The following is a 14,735-nucleotide window of genomic DNA, read 5'->3' on the forward strand; positions in this document are numbered from 1 at the left end:
GGTGGAATGCCATGCCGACCATACCGCAGCCACGCGTCCGTGGGGATGGCACCGGCGATGCGAACGTCGCCGGTGCCCTGTACCACTTAGAACCGGTAGCCCAGGCCCAGCATCACGCCGTTCTGGATCTGCCCGTCACGACGCTCGCCCACGTAATCGGCCATGATCGACAGGCGTTCGCTGGCGCGGCTGGTCACGCCCAGGTTCCAGGCCAGTACCTGCTCGCCCACGGCCTGGCTGCTGGCGCCGAACACCAGGTCCGGTGCTGCGGCGAAGCCGGTGCTGTAGCGGGCCTGCGAATCGCCCAGCTCCTTCTGCCAGACCACGCGCGCACGCGGGGTGATGCGCTCGCCGTTGTCGCCCTCGAAGGTCCTGAACAGCTGCAGGCCCGCACCCACGCGGATGCTCTCCAGGCTGCCGCTGCGACCCACCAGCGCACCCGCGCCCTGCCCTTCATTGAAGCGGGTGGCCGAGGTCCGCGCGTAGTCCACCACCGGCAACAACGGCTGGATCACCAGGCCCTTGCCAGTGGTGAACGAGAACGCGTGTTCCACCCGTGCCGAGATCGCATCGTTGTTGTACTTGGCGCGCAGCGGCTGCTGCAGGCCGTCGATGCCGCTCACGCTGCGCCGGGTGTCATGACGCAGGTCGGTATAGCGCACCGCCGCCGACAGATAGCCGCGCGAATAGGTCGCGTCCAGATAGCCGCCCACGTCCAGCGCGCGCACGTCACCGCTGAAGTCGGAACCATCGCGGCCCTTGGTCGACATATCTGCCGCTGCCACGCTGACGCCCAGGGTGACGCGGTCATCGGCAACGCGGGTATCGGCACCGACGACGACGCCGCCGATGTTATGGCTCAAGCCGGCCACGCCACCGTCGGCATCGATGCGGCCGTGGCTGGCGAAACCTCGCGCCCACAGGCCATGGTTGCGACCAGAGCCACTGCCTTCACCGCCACCCGCCGCCGGCTCGACCAGATGCATGGCCAGCTGGTTGAACAGGCTGCCGTGGCGCATGCCCGGCTGCGCCGAGACCGACTGCGCGGCCTGCGAGGCCAGGCCGTCGGCATCGCCGCCACTGCGCATCGCCGCCTGGTGCTGCTGCACCACGTTGCCAATGCTGCCCACCAATGCATTGTCGGCCAGGCGCAGGCTCGCGTGCGCGTCACCGCGCAGGGCACCGGCCTGCTGTGCGATCACATCACGGTCGGCGAACTGCAAGGCGCCGAGCAGCGACTTCAGGCCACCATCCTTGCGATCGGAAGCGGTCGCCAGCGCACGGCCAAGGGCATCGCCCGAAACAGCATTGGCAAACAGCCCCAGCTGGTCGAAGCCCGGGTTGGCGGTCAACCACAGGCCGTCCGCGGTCTGTTTCACGTTGAAGCTCAGCAGCGAGTTGTGGCGTGGGCGGAACACTTCGCCGCCGGTGATGTTGGCGCTGTAGCCGGTGTCGCCCAGGCGCACGACGTCTTCGAAGCCGCCCTGGTAGATCGGGCCCTGCACGAGATCGCGACGGAAATCCTGGCCGTAGTAGCCCTGCGCCACGTTCAGTTCAAGGAAGGCACCCTTGGAGATCACCAGCGCGCCGTCGGTCTGCTTGCTGTCGAAGAAACTGCCTACGCGCAGGCGGCCACTGCCGGCGCCGCCGTTCTCGGTCACGTCGAACAGCACCTTGCCGCCCGGCATGATGTTGACGTAGCCATGGGTGACCAGGTCGCCACCGCGCGGCATCAGCGTGCCGTAGACGCGCAGGCGGTTGAAGCCATCCTCGCGCCAGGACGGGCGGGTGCCGCTGGCCAGCGCACTGAGATCCATCGCGGTGCCCGCCACATCACCATTGCCGACCAGCATGCCTGCGCCCATCACCCGCACCTCCGAAGCGCGCAGGGCGCCGCCTTCCAGCGCGATGGTGCCGTTGTCGACCAGCATGAAGTCGGCACCGGTGGTCGCGGAGGTTCGCCAGGTGGCACCGTTGGTCACGCGGATCACGCCCATCGAGTCGTCCAGCGTGGACACGTCCAGGTCGCCCAGGCGCAGCTTCGACAGCAGCAGGGCCTTGTAGTACGGATCTTTCTGGTAGTCCTGTACCGAGTTCGCGCCGATGCCCTGCGGACCATTGCTGGACGCGTTGTAGATGCTTTGCGCCAGGTTGATGTAGCTGGACTGCCAGTTGGTGTTCCACCGCGCGAAATCATCATCGACGAAGGTCTGCAGCTGGCGACCGGTGCGCAGGTAACCCGGGTTGATGTCGCCGCTCACGTTGGCGGTAACACTCAACGTATCGCCCGGATCGCGGTAACCCTTCGCAGTGATGATCCTGTTGTTGTAGATGTCCTGGCCCGGGAACGACTCCAGCTTGCTGCCGCTGCCATCAGGGTCGAAGGTGACCGAGGTACCCGTGGTGCGCGCCGGATCTCGGAATACCAGCAAGCCGTTGGGTTGCACGACTTCATACATGGCCTTGTGCAGCAGCCCGGCGTCCATGCCGCCGCCGTAGTTGCCGGTGTAGATCTGGGTCATCCGTGGCGACGGCGTGTAGATCACCTTGCCACTGTTGCTGGCCGCATGGATCTGTACCGAATCGACGATTGGCAGATCACCGGCCAGATAGCGTTCGACGCCACCGGACTGCATGATCGAGCAGGACGAAATGCAGTGGCCGGACACGATGGTGTTCAGGCCGGATGTGCGGATGATGCCCTGCAGCCACTCGCCGGCGATCAACGCGCCGCCATTGGAGGTGCGCAGCACCACTTCGCGGATCGGCCGGCCCTCGGCCTGCGCCTTGGCCAGCAACGCTGGCAGCGATACCACGTCGGCGTAGGTCACCCCGCCGCTCAGGAAGATGCGATCCCCCTGCACGTGATAACTCATTGCCATGACGTCATCAGCCGCCGCGATGGCGCCAACGCCGATCAGCCCGGCCAGGGCCAGGCTCAACTTCGAATGCTTCATACGTTCTCTCTCTCCACCCGCAACACGCGGGTAAGGAGTCAAACGGCAAAGCGCCGGAATCTCCCCCAGCCCGGCAGGCCGGGAAAAATGAATGCATTCACAATGAGAGAGGAGCACCACACACTCTTCCCCATCCGGTCATCGTCGCGTAAAACTCGAAGGCGGATCCGCCAACGTCAGCCGAGGCCAGCCCTGTCCGTCCCGTCCCCCCTGATCCACCACGCGCCGGAGCCACCCGCGCCTGCGGACGCCTTCATCGCGTTCGTACGCGAGGAACGCGCGCCACTGTGTGCGTTCCTGCGCACACGGGGCGTCGGGCCGGAGGATGCAGAGGACATCGCGCAGGACTGCATGGAGCGGCTGATCCGCTATCGCGCGCACGGCACCGACGAACTGCGCCTGCTGCTGTATCGTATCGCGCGCAATCGCCTGGCCGATCGCGGCCGATCGCCGCAGTCGCGACCTCACTTGTCACTGGCCGAGCATGATGGTCACGACGAGCCCACCAGCCCGTCGCCGGACCCCTTGCGCCAGGCAGAGTCCGGGCAGATGTTGTCCCTGCTGCGGCAGGCCCTTTTCAAACTGCCCGAGCGCGCGCGCGAGGTGTACCTGCTCAACCGGATCACCGGCATGAGCTATACGCAGATCGCGCGGCACTGTGGAATTACAGCCAAGACCGTGGAAAAACATATCGCCCGCGCCCTGCAGGGCCTGCGCCAGGAGTTGGGACCGGATCCGCTGCACAACGACAGGGATACCGAATGAGCAGCCACCGGCATAGGGAAGACGCCTCGCTGTTCGCACGCGCCAGCACCTGGGTGGCGCGTCTGGAAGCTCCGGACTGCACCGCAGCCGAACGCGAGTCATTCGAAGACTGGCTTGCTGAAGACCCTGCCCATGTCAAAGCCTGGGTGCAGGCCGAAGACCTTTTCCAGCAGGGCCAGGGCCTGGCTGCGGACCCGTGGCTGCGGACGGCTGCGGCGCGCGCGGCACGGCCTGCCCGGCGCCGCTGGCTGCCTGCTGCGGCCGCAGCCGCGGGTATCTGCGTGGCCATCGGCGTGGGCTGGATGGTAGCGGTGGATGGCAACCCTGCCCCGCAACACTTTGCCAATGACACGCATCAGGCACAGCGGCTGACCCTGCCCGATGGCAGCGTGGCCATGCTCGATGCCGGCACGACGCTGCATGCGCGCTTCGGCTGGCGCCACCGCGAGCTGGACCTCGAACGCGGCCGCCTGCAGCTGCAGGTCGCGCCATCGAGCAAGGCATTGCAGCTGCGCGCCGGCACCAGCACGATCCGCGATATCGGCACGACCTTCCAGGTTGAGCGCCTGCACGATGGACTGGTCGAGGTCGCGCTGCTGGAGGGCGCGGTGGAAGTCAGCAACGGCGCCGCCCAGCACACGCTGGCCCCTGGCCAGCAACTGCAGGTACTGCCCTCCGGGCGCATCCAGCCCGGTCCAGCGCTGTCCTCCACGGCAGCCGCCGAGGGCTGGCTGCATGGGCAGCTGGTCTTCGATGCCACCCCGCTGTCGATCGTGGTCGAACGCATGAACCGCTATGGCCATGCACCGCTGGTGATCGCTGACCCTGAGATCAGTGATCTGGCGGTCAGCGGCACGTTCCGCGCAGGTGACGCACAGGAGTTGCTGTCCGCGCTGGAACTTGGCTGGTCCATTGCTGGCCAGACGCGCCCGGATGGCGCGCTGGAACTGCGCCGCACGTACTGAGGAGGCCTGCGGTGATGGCAGGACCAGGCACGCTGCAGTGGGGGCTGCTCCGCCCCCTGCTGTGCCTGGCGCTGCTGGTCGCCGCGCCGCCTGCCGCCATCGCAGGCGATTCCGCTGCGGCCCATGACTACCGTATCGACGCCGGCCCGTTGCCTTCAGCATTGCAGCAATGGGCACGGCAAAGCGGCATCGCCCTGGTGTTCGATGCCCGGGAACTGGCGGGGCTCCGTGCCAACGGCACCCACGGCCTGGCCGATCCAGCATCGGCCCTGAAACGGCTGGTCGCCGGCATGCCGGTGACCATCCTTCGAACACCGTCCGGAGGCTTCGTGGTCCGCCGCATCCGCGTCGCGCCCGCGGCCGCCCCGCCGGTTCCGGCAGCAGTCGCGCCGCGCCCACGCACGCCCCCGCCATCGCCGCGCCAGGTGGACCTGGCGCCGATCCATGTCACCGGCAGCCGGTTGCCGCGCACCTCCGTGCAGACCACCCTGCCGGTGACTACGATCGATCGCGCAGATATCCTGCGCAGCGGCTACGGCAGCCTGTTCGACCTGCTGCGACACCTGCCCGGCATGAACGGACTGCCCGCGATGAGCAGCGCACGCAGTGGCGATTCGCAGTACCTGCCTGTCGGTGCTGCCGCCACCACCAGCCTGGATGGCATGGGACCACGCGCCACGCTGTTCCTGGTCAATGGCCGGCGCCTGCCCCGCTACCCGATGGTGTCGCTGGAGCAGGGCGGGCTCACCGATCTGGGCGGCATTCCACTCAGCTTTGTCGAACGCATCGAACTGGTTCGCGGCGGTGCTTCAGCCATCTACGGCGCCGATGCCATGTCCGGCGTGGTCAACATCATCCTGCGCGACCAGGCCGACGGCCCGGAGGCGACGCTGCAGACCGGCCTGAGCAGCCGTGGCGACGCTGGCCAGTACCGCGTGCAGGCCGCCACCGGAGGCCTGCGCGGGAACGGGGACCGCTGGTTCGCAGGCATCGACCTGCATCGCGTCGATCACCTGGCGGGGGACCAGCGTGACTGGCACGCAGAGACGTCGCAGTACCTGATCGGCGCCTTCCGCGATGGCGACTACTGGCCCGCTACGCGCTGCGACGGGCCATTGAAACGACGCAATGGCGCCTGCTGGTTCGACAGTTCGCGCCCTCGTTCACTTCAACCGGCCTCCGATACCGCCTCGGCCTATCTGCGCTACCGGCATGAGCGTGGCCAGGGGCGCTACGTCTATGCCGAAGCCCGCGCCAGCCACAACCGGCAGCGCTTCGATCTGGGCCCGACCGCCGTCGCCCTCGGCCTGTACGGCTACACCTTCAACAGCGTCCTGCGGGAAGCCGGCAATGTGCGTCCCCAGGTACGTGCCACCGACGCCGATCTCACCCTGGGCATCGGCCGGGACCAGGGCAGCCACAGTTGGGACGCCGGCATCAGCGCGCAGCGCAGCGACGTCACCCTGTCCACGCCGGGCACCGTGCGCGCCGAACCCTTCATCGAGGCTGCGCAGTCACTCAGGTTCCTGCCAGGCTTCAATGCATTGCCCGCGGATGAAGCAACATCGCTGTTCCCGTCGATCCGCAACCGTGGACTTACCGAGCAGTGGCAGGGCTGGTGGGGCGTACAGCGGATGCTGGTGCCGATGCAGGGCGGCAATGCGCAGCTGGCTACCGGCATCGACCTGCGCCATGAACGCTGGACGTCCCACCCGGACACCCTGCTGAGCCAGGGCGATCTGGCACTGGGGCTGCCGCAGCAGCAGCGGCGCCTGTCGCGGCAGAGTGGCGGCGCGTATGCGGAACTGGGCCTGCCGCTCACATCGGAGCTGCGCATGGACGTGGCCGCGCGCTGGGACTACGACGGCGACTACACGGCATTCTCGCCCCGTGCCGGCCTGCGCTGGACACCCACACCGCACTGGTCGTTCCTGCTGGCCAGCGGCCGCGGCTATCGCGCGCCCAGCCTGTTCGAACAGCGCCGGCCGCCAGGACAGTTCGGCACCCTCACCCTGCCCGCCTCAAGCGCACTGCCGCCCTGTGCACAGAGCGAGCCCGACGGCCGCTGCGTGGTCACTGTGGACGTGGAAGAGAACACCACGCTCAAGGCCGAGAGCTCACGCAGCCATTCGCTGGCGGCGACCTGGTCACCCAGCGATGCGTTCTCGCTGTCGCTGACCCACAACATCGTCGAGCTGCGCAATGAGATCCTTGCGCTGCAGCCGGCCGATGCCGTGTGGAACCGTGACACCTGGCAGCTGGATGAGAATGGCAACCTGAGCAGCCTGCGGCTGTCGTTCGACAATATCGGCCGTACCACCTCACGCAACTGGGTACTGCGTGGCGAATACCGGATCGACACCGGCAGCAACGGCCAGTGGATGTTCTCGCTGGACGCGCTGAAGCAGCAGGAGCTGCGCCGTCGTCGCGACCACGAACCGGCGATCGACCTGCGCGGGCATGTCACCCCCGAGATGGCGGCGGTCCTGAACGTGCAATGGCAGAACAGCAACTGGGACATCGCCCTGCGCGGCAACCAGGTGGGCCGCACCCGTGCATGGCTGCCCGGCGCCGAGTGCCCGCAGCGGCAGATCGAACAGAACCACTGCATGAATCCGCGCCAGCTGCGCTGGAACCTGCACCTGGCGCGCCGCCTGGGCCCGCGTGTCATCGCGGCGCTGGACGTGCACAACGTGCTTGATGCGCAGCCGGTGAACTACCTGGACGGCAATGGCGGGCAGATGCCGGGACTGGACGATCCACTGGGCCGTTACTACCTGCTTACCCTGCAGTTCCGCTGAGCGTAGTACGCTACGCGGCCTGTTCCACCGGCCTGCCACCTCCCCCATGAAAGCCTATCTCTGGTTCTGGGGCGCGTTCCTGCTGTTCTTCGCGTTGCCCTTCCCCTGCATCCTCTATTTCGGCACCTCCTGGCCGGTAGCGCTGGCTGATCGCAGCGCGCCGTGGCTGTCCCTGCTGCTGCTTGTACTGTCGCTGGCTGCATGGCTCTCTCTGCTGTTCGCCTTCCTGCATTTCCTGCTGCTCGGCCCACCGCGCGCCCTGCATCGCGTTCGCTCGATCCTCGCCGATGGCGAACTGCGTGATGCGCTGATCGAACACGCCGAGCAGACCGGTGTGCACGTGCGTGGATTCGCACAATGGAAACTGCAGCTGTCCTTCCAGAATCTGTCGGGCACGCCGATCAGGGAACAGCTGCTGGTGGTCGACAGCAAGCCGCAGCTGCAGCGTTTCGTTGCCGGCCAGCGCCTCGAGGTTCGCCTGAGCCGCGAACCGGGCGCGTTCCCCAATGTGGTGCTGGAGGGGGCGCAGCCCGAACTGGATGTCGCCAGCCTCTGGCGTCGTGGTGTCGGCGCAGCGATCGGCATCGTGGCGGTGGCCAGTGCCTATGTGTTTGCCTACCGGCTGCAGAGCGAGGGGCTGGGCTGGACCTTCCTGTCGTTCGGCCATCCCCTGCTGGTGTGCCCGCTGGTGCTGTGTGGCTATGCGCTGGGCCTGCGCCTGCTCGGCCGGCTGCTGCAGGCCGATGCCCGCGGTGACGCATTGAAGTACCGCGGCATCGGCGTGGAGGCCAGGGTACTGAAGGTGCGCCAGACCGGCACCTACCTCAACGAACAGCCGCAGGTGGAGTTCCAGCTGGAGTACACCGATCGTGACGGCCGCCTACAGCAGGTGAGCGTACGCCGATTCATCCCGCTGATCGACCTGGCCAACATCCCGCGCGAACACGTGACCCTGCTGTACGACCCGGATGACCGCGGCAACGTGCGCCTGGAGGGCATGTGAAGCGGCCTCCTTCCACCCGACGGGTGTTTTCGCTGGTGCTGCTGGTGCTGGCCGGCGTGGCCGTAGCCGGCGGTGCACTGGGAACGATCGCCGAAACGCTGGGACATCCGCTGCAGCCCGACCGTCCGCCGAGGCCATCTGAATCGCAACCGCCGCGCGAGCAGGCCGACTCACTGGCAACGGCGCCCGGACTGCAGTCCGACCCGATACCCCACCGCAGCAACCGGCTGTTCGATTCGGAGTACCTGCTGGGCGCACGCCAGGCACTGGAGCAGTTGCCTGCATTGTCCGGACACCGGCTGACGGTGTTCCACAGCATCCACTTCTACGACGATGGCCGCATCAATCTGGACCTGGTCGATCCGCAGCAGCCGGACCACGTCGACAGCTACCACTTCGAACGTGGCCAGTGGCGCAAGGGCAATCCGGTGAACCCGCAGCAGTTCGCGCCGACCATCAGCCTGCATCGCAGCAGCACACCCCTGGCCAACATCGATTTCGATGCCGTACCACGCGTGGCCAAGGCACTGCAGGAACAACGCAACGCATTGCAGAACCCGGCCTCGGAAGTCGGCCACGTCTACGTGATCGTGCGCAAGGCTGGCAAGCTGGCATGGCTGCCGGACGAGGTTGCAGGCGACCGCGAATCGGCACGCCTGCAGTTCGATGCACAGGGCATCGCGCGCAGCGTCAAAAAAGGGGACGGAGGGAATTAAGTCGCCATCGGCATCAAGGCAGTTACGACTTAATCCCCTCCGTCCCCTTTTTCTATTTTACCGAGCGGGCGATGGCGTACTGCGCGGCGTAGTAGGTGGACAACACCAGCAGGCTGGCCAGCGGCAGGCCGCCAGCAAAGCGGTCCCAGGCCAGCAGTGAATCGCTGGCCACGAACAGCAGGGCACCGGTTGCCGCCCAGCGTGCACTGCACGGTTCCGGCGCGGCCGCCTGAGGACGCGTCCATGCGCGCGCCAGCGCCAGCACCGCCATCGAGGCGAGCACCACCACGTAGGCCAGCACCGGAATGCGCATCGGCGCCGGCAGGTGCGGCCACAGGCCCATCACGTTGAGCACGGCGAAGGCACCCAGCAGCATGCTGGCGCCAACCAGACCACGACCGGCGCGCAGGCCAGCGCGGAAGGCGACGATGTAGCAGACGTGGGCCAGCAGGAAGGCGACCAGGCCCGGCACGAACGCGTCGATCGGCAGCATCAGCGCGATGTCGCCCACGCACGACAGCAGCATGCCGGCCAGCACCGCGCGGCGGTAGAACCGCTGCGCCGGATCACGCACACACCAGGCGATGGCGGCGATCAGCAGCGTGGTTGCCGGCTTGGCCAGCCAGTGCAGCCAACGCCCCTCGCCATCCAGGAACGCGCCGACGATGGCGAGGACCGCCATCAACAGGATCACGCCATCGCGCACCCGCGGCTTCATCGCGCCTTCCACAGGTCGGCCAGGCGGTCGGGCTTGCCGGCAATGCGCTCCAGCACCGGGTACTGCAGGCCACCGCGGTAGTCGATGTTCATCGTCTCGATCCGGTCGAACTGCTTCACCAGCAGCACGATCGGTGCCTTGTCCTTCGCCGCGCCGGCCACCGCGTCCTTCAGCCGCTGGCTGCTGTATTCGCGGCCACCCACCGCGATCACCTTCATGCCCGGCGCGAGCCCAGCGTTGAACGCCGGGCTGTCCCAGATCACGTCGCCGACCACGCCGCTGTCGAGCACGGTCGCGCCCAGCGAGTAGGCCAGCAGCGCCCCCTTGGCGCGCTTTTCCTGCGCCTTGTAGGCATCGTTCGGGGTATCGCGGTAGACCAGCTTCCAGCCGGCCAGCTCCAGGCCTCCGTTCAACGAACCGTGGCCATCCAGGCGGCCGCGCAGGAAGCTCGACCAGTCGTACGGCGCGATGCCGTTCAAGGTCGCCACCACATCGTCGAAGGTGTACGGATTGACGTCCCAGTCGCCCTTGCCGACGCCGAAGAAGGCACGCGCGAAGTCATCCAGGCTGCGGCGGTTGCCGCTCAGCTCGCGCAGTTTGCCTTCCACCTCCAGCCACAGCATCTGGCCGCCGGAGTAGTAGTCCTCGCTCATCTGGTAGTTGCGGTACGGCAGGGTGCGGCGCTGGGCGATGGTCGGGTCGTTGGTGGTGTCCTGCAGCGGGCGCCAGGCGAGGCCCGGGCGACCGCGATCATAGGTGGCGGCCACGTTGGCCAGCATGTCGCGCGCCTGCGCGACCGACCACAGCCCCGAGCGTGCGGCCAGCACCTGGCCCCAGAACTGGGTCTGGCCCTCGTACACCCACAGCAGGCTGTCGCCCATCGGCACGTTGAAATTGGCAGTAGCCAGATCGGCGCCGCGACGGTACTTGCCGTTCCAGGAATGGGTGTACTCGTGCGGCAGCAGGTCGCGCATCCACGCGTTGCTGTCCCACTCGGTGAAATAGCCCGGATCGGCGCTGTTCTCGCTGGAGCGGTGATGCTCCAGGCCGATGCCGCCGAGACGGTCGGTCAATGCCAGCAGGAACTCATAGTGGTTGTAGTGACGCGCACCGTAGAGCTTGTCGGCCTGCTGCACCAGCGCGCGGTGCAAGGTGATCTGCGCGTCGGTGGGCTTCAACGACTTGGCCTCGTCGGCGAACACGTTGAGGTGCACCGGCACCTTCGCACCCGGGTCGAGATCGATGCGCTGGTAGTGCTCGCCGGCGAACAACGGCGAATCGACCAGGTGATCATAGGAGATCGGCTTGAACACCACGGTATCGCCGTCACGGCGCGCAGTCTCCAATGCGGTGGCGAATGACCAGCCCTTGGGCAGCGTCACGCTGGCCTGCGCCTGCAGCTGGCGCGCATCGACACCGGCCGGATACAGCGAGTTGGCGTTCCACTGCAGGTTGAGCATCTCCGGGGTCATCACCACCCGGCCCTGGCTGCCACCCTGCGAGGACAGGAAGTCGAAGTGCGCGACGATCTCGCTGACGCCCTCGGGCACGTTCACCTTGAACGCATAGACGTTGTACTGGTCACGCTGCCAGGCCAGCGGCTTGCCGTTGGCGGTCACGCGCAGGCCGGCCAGCTTGTCGATCGGGCCGGTGGGCGAATGGTTGCCGGGAATCCACTGCGGGTACAACAGGGTCATCGGGCCGGGCTTGGCCGGCACGGTGGCAGTCACCTTGAAGATGCGCCGGGCCAGGTTGCGCGCGTCCACGTCGATGCGCAGCAGGCCGGGCGCCGCCGCGTTGGCCGGTGGCGAGGTCTGCGCCAGTGCAGGCGAGGCCGCCAGCGCGAACAGCAGGGACATCACCAGGGCTCGGGTCTTCATCGGGCAGCATCCAACAGCGGAGAATCCTCCGATGCTAGGCCTGTAGAGTGCCCTGCCCCATGGCCAAAGGTCATGGGAGAGAGGCTTGCTGAAGGCCTCAGGCAGGGAACCCCTCTAGAATCTCTCGGCACCATTGATGCACGTGCCTTCGAGAGTTTGCTTGCCAGGCCCATCGTCGGCTTGGCAAGCCCTCTGGATTGGGAATCTACTTCGACGCTTCTTGCTTGTAAGCGGCTTCAATGGCCCCCTTTAATCTCGCCGGATCCTCGATCCTGACGCCTGTCAAACATCTGGAACCCGTTGCGTCAAAAAATACCGTGGATGCCGAGCCCCCTTGGAAATGTGCGTAACCGAAAACCGGTGCCGGTGAATCGGCCAGCGGCGCCCATACGATCTTGCCAAGTACCAGTTTTGCCTTCGCAAGGTCCCGATCGATACACCCACCCGATGCCCTTACAACGATCGTAGTCTGGCCTGATCGTTGATCAAGTTCGGTAGCTAGCTCAATACCGCCGAAATTCCGGACAGTCCCGAAAGCAGTCGCGACCTCAGCAAGCGAGCCGTTTTTGATGCCCAAAGCATCAGCGGCGGCATCCGGCCCCGCACTTCGCGCCAACTCCAGCTTCTCGATGTAATCGAGTGCCTCGAGCTGCGAAGCTTTTGCCGCGGAACTCCATGCCTGAGGGGGCGAGGTTGCCGCTACAGCGGCGAGCGGAACAATCATAGGCAAGGTCAGCAATGATTTCACTGACGCCCTAGCAAAATCACCAAGGATAGTTGGCATCGTAGTAGTCCTCGTGCTGCTTGGTATACGTTTTTCCCGACGCGACATGATTGTTATCGCAGAAAACTTTCCCGATATCCACCAACGACTCACCACCCGACCACATGCTCCATAGCTTAGCGGAGTTATCGGAAATCAACGGGACTTCAACAAATCCTTCAGATGCCACGCGAATCTGATCACTCACTACCGCGTTGTTAACTACGGCCTTAGCCTCCCACACGCAATTCCTTTCAACATACTGGGCTTTGGTGATCGGAGCATCAATATTGGGAACACCTGCCTCGTGGTGACCAAGCTCATGACTCAGATAGCCCACAGTTTTATAGAGACCAGGCCAGTCATTGCTTTCGCAAGAGTATGGTGGCACCAATATTTTCGCCGTCAGCGGGTCGTAACTAGGTGGAAGACCGTATGCCCTTACCCCCACATGTGCCTGGATCTGGGAGGTGAGCGTGGTGGAAGCAGCGGAGATGAAGTCTACGCACTGGCCCAAACCAGTTACAGGGAAGGCCTGCGATTTCGCGTAGGTCGGACAAAGAAGTGAGATGATCAAAATCAGGTATTTCCATACCATTTGTTTACCCCTTTCCTTGGATCGCAGCGATCCGACTCAAAAAATAGCGCCAACAGTCCTTTTTCATCATAGGAAAATTCCTAAAGACTCCGCCATTTGCAGTCAATCACACCCGAAACGAGAACGCGTTAAAACTTTTCGGCATCAGGGGCAAGCGTCGGATTTTGAAGAAAAACCGCCATGCGTTCGCAGAGTGAAAGCCCCCCGGCGAGGCCGTTGATGGAACAGCGCATCAAAGCTCGGAGTGTTCAAGTCGCATGATCGCTCATCTGCTCATCTGCTCATCTGCTCAGCCAGCAGTGAGCTGAGTATGGGTCGCGTGTTTATTTGGCAGCTTCCAGCGATGGTACCCTCGATAATCACCATCGCTGCGCCCATCTACTCATGGCGTGAACCTATTTGCGATGCGCAAGCGGGAAAAAGGTCACGCGCGGTGCGCCCATCCACGCATGGCGCGGATCTACTGGGGTGCGTGGGCGGACAAGGTCATGGTCGGTGCCCATCCACGCATGGCGTGGATCTACGGGTGTGCCGACCGGATGCAGTAGATCCACGCCATGCGTGGATGACATGCACCCGGTAGCGCCGGGCCATGCCCGGCGAACAAGCTGCCGCGGTCAGTCGACCAGACGCAGGCGCAGTTCCTTCGGCAGCGCGAATACCATCGATTCCGGCTCGCCATCCAGCTCGCCCACGCCGCTGGCACCCAGCTCGGCCAGGCGTGCCAGCACGCCATCGACCAGCACCTGCGGCGCCGAGGCACCGGCAGTGACGCCGATGTGCTGCTTGCCCACCACCCACGCCGGGTCGATTTCATGCGCGCCGTCGATCAGGTACGACTCCACGCCTTCGCGGCGGGCCAGCTCACTCAAGCGATTGGAGTTGGAGCTGTTCGGCGAACCGACCACCAGCACCAGGTCGCAGCGCTTGGCCAGGTCGCGCACCGCATCCTGGCGGTTCTGCGTGGCGTAGCAGATGTCGTCGTTCTTCGGGCCCTGCATCGCCGGGAAGCGCTCACGCAGCGCATCGATGATGCCGCGCGTGTCGTCCACCGACAGCGTGGTCTGCGTGGTGTAGGCGAAGTTTTCCGGCTGGTTGATGTGCAGCGTGGCGACCTGCTCCACGTCTTCGACCAGGTAGATCTGGCCGGTACCGGCTTCGCGGTTCCACTGGCCCATGGTGCCTTCCACTTCCGGGTGGCCGGCGTGGCCGATCAGCACCACGTCGCGGCCGGCACGGCAGTGGCGGGCGACTTCGAAGTGGACCTTGGTCACCAGCGGGCAGGTAGCGTCGAACACCTTCAGGCCACGGCGCTCGGCTTCCTGGCGCACGGCCTGGGACACGCCATGCGCGCTGAAGATGACCGTGTTGTTGTCCGGCACTTCGTCCAGTTCCTCGACGAAGATCGCGCCGCGCTGCTTCAGATCGTCCACCACGAAGCGGTTGTGCACCACTTCATGGCGAACGTAGATGGGCGCGCCCAGCGTTTCGATCGCGCGCTTGACGATCTCGATCGCACGATCGACACCGGCACAGAAACCACGCGGGTTGGCGAGCAGCACATCCATC

Annotated in this window: 11 protein-coding genes; 5 read left to right on the top strand and 6 right to left on the bottom strand. The window is 65.5% G+C overall.

Features of this window, described 5'->3' with window-relative positions:
• Window positions 1-86 precede the first annotated feature (86 nt).
• Complete coding sequence (locus AASM09_RS16665; RefSeq protein WP_049428529.1) at window positions 87-2,957, bottom strand: autotransporter outer membrane beta-barrel domain-containing protein; 2,871 nt, start codon at window positions 2,955-2,957, stop codon at window positions 87-89.
• Between the two features lie 285 nt (window positions 2,958-3,242).
• Between AASM09_RS16665 and AASM09_RS16670 the strand changes: the two genes are divergently transcribed.
• The 5 genes from AASM09_RS16670 to AASM09_RS16690 are packed head-to-tail and all read left to right on the top strand — an operon-like array spanning window position 3,243 to window position 9,207.
• Window positions 3,243-3,722, top strand: coding sequence for an RNA polymerase sigma factor (locus AASM09_RS16670; RefSeq protein ID WP_238378640.1), 480 nt, complete (start codon window positions 3,243-3,245; stop codon window positions 3,720-3,722).
• Window positions 3,719-4,687 (top strand): FecR family protein, encoded by a 969-nt coding sequence (locus AASM09_RS16675; RefSeq protein WP_049428532.1) that lies wholly within the window; start codon window positions 3,719-3,721, stop codon window positions 4,685-4,687. The genes AASM09_RS16670 and AASM09_RS16675 overlap by 4 nt, the downstream gene beginning before the upstream one ends.
• Before the next feature lie 14 nt (window positions 4,688-4,701).
• A complete protein-coding gene (locus AASM09_RS16680) occupies window positions 4,702-7,488 on the top strand; it encodes a TonB-dependent receptor (protein WP_049428534.1) in 2,787 nt (928 codons plus the stop codon).
• Between the two features lie 46 nt (window positions 7,489-7,534).
• Window positions 7,535-8,491 carry a hypothetical protein gene (locus AASM09_RS16685; protein ID WP_049428536.1) on the top strand — a complete coding sequence of 319 codons (957 nt, stop codon included), beginning with the start codon at window positions 7,535-7,537 and terminating at the stop codon, window positions 8,489-8,491.
• Complete coding sequence (locus AASM09_RS16690; protein ID WP_049428538.1) at window positions 8,488-9,207, top strand: hypothetical protein; 720 nt, start codon at window positions 8,488-8,490, stop codon at window positions 9,205-9,207. Before AASM09_RS16685 ends, AASM09_RS16690 begins: the two co-directional genes overlap by 4 nt.
• Window positions 9,208-9,259: 52 nt before the next feature.
• Here the strand turns inward: AASM09_RS16690 and AASM09_RS16695 are convergent, their stop codons facing one another.
• The 5 genes from AASM09_RS16695 to ispH form a co-directional block, all read right to left on the bottom strand.
• Window positions 9,260-9,925, bottom strand: coding sequence for a lysoplasmalogenase (locus AASM09_RS16695; protein ID WP_049428540.1), 666 nt, complete (start codon window positions 9,923-9,925; stop codon window positions 9,260-9,262).
• Window positions 9,922-11,805 (bottom strand): M61 family metallopeptidase, encoded by a 1,884-nt coding sequence (locus AASM09_RS16700; RefSeq protein ID WP_049428541.1) that lies wholly within the window; start codon window positions 11,803-11,805, stop codon window positions 9,922-9,924. The genes AASM09_RS16695 and AASM09_RS16700 overlap by 4 nt, the downstream gene beginning before the upstream one ends.
• 205 nt (window positions 11,806-12,010) lie before the next feature.
• The gene (locus AASM09_RS16705; RefSeq protein ID WP_152906559.1) at window positions 12,011-12,589 is read right to left on the bottom strand and encodes a hypothetical protein; all 579 of its coding nucleotides are present in this window, start codon (window positions 12,587-12,589) and stop codon (window positions 12,011-12,013) included.
• Complete coding sequence (locus AASM09_RS16710; RefSeq protein ID WP_152906560.1) at window positions 12,570-13,166, bottom strand: hypothetical protein; 597 nt, start codon at window positions 13,164-13,166, stop codon at window positions 12,570-12,572. Before AASM09_RS16710 ends, AASM09_RS16705 begins: the two co-directional genes overlap by 20 nt.
• 617 nt (window positions 13,167-13,783) lie before the next feature.
• Window positions 13,784-14,734, bottom strand: a complete 951-nt coding sequence (ispH, locus tag AASM09_RS16715; protein ID WP_049428543.1) for a 4-hydroxy-3-methylbut-2-enyl diphosphate reductase — start codon at window positions 14,732-14,734, stop codon at window positions 13,784-13,786.
• Window position 14,735: the final 1 nt, after the last annotated feature.

The organism is Stenotrophomonas maltophilia (assembly GCF_039555535.1).
In the GTDB taxonomy this organism is placed as follows: domain Bacteria; phylum Pseudomonadota; class Gammaproteobacteria; order Xanthomonadales; family Xanthomonadaceae; genus Stenotrophomonas; species Stenotrophomonas maltophilia_Q.

Coding starts and splice junctions, on each gene's coding strand:
- AASM09_RS16665 (WP_049428529.1), bottom strand. CDS start 2,957: ATGAAGCATTCGAAGTTGAGCCTGGCCCTGGCCGGGCTGATCGGCGTT.
- AASM09_RS16675 (WP_049428532.1), top strand. CDS start 3,719: ATGAGCAGCCACCGGCATAGGGAAGACGCCTCGCTGTTCGCACGCGCC.
- AASM09_RS16680 (WP_049428534.1), top strand. CDS start 4,702: ATGGCAGGACCAGGCACGCTGCAGTGGGGGCTGCTCCGCCCCCTGCTG.
- AASM09_RS16685 (WP_049428536.1), top strand. CDS start 7,535: ATGAAAGCCTATCTCTGGTTCTGGGGCGCGTTCCTGCTGTTCTTCGCG.
- AASM09_RS16695 (WP_049428540.1), bottom strand. CDS start 9,925: ATGAAGCCGCGGGTGCGCGATGGCGTGATCCTGTTGATGGCGGTCCTC.
- AASM09_RS16700 (WP_049428541.1), bottom strand. CDS start 11,805: ATGAAGACCCGAGCCCTGGTGATGTCCCTGCTGTTCGCGCTGGCGGCC.
- AASM09_RS16705 (WP_152906559.1), bottom strand. CDS start 12,589: ATGCCAACTATCCTTGGTGATTTTGCTAGGGCGTCAGTGAAATCATTG.
- AASM09_RS16710 (WP_152906560.1), bottom strand. CDS start 13,166: ATGGTATGGAAATACCTGATTTTGATCATCTCACTTCTTTGTCCGACC.
- ispH (WP_049428543.1), bottom strand. CDS start 14,734: ATGGATGTGCTGCTCGCCAACCCGCGTGGTTTCTGTGCCGGTGTCGAT.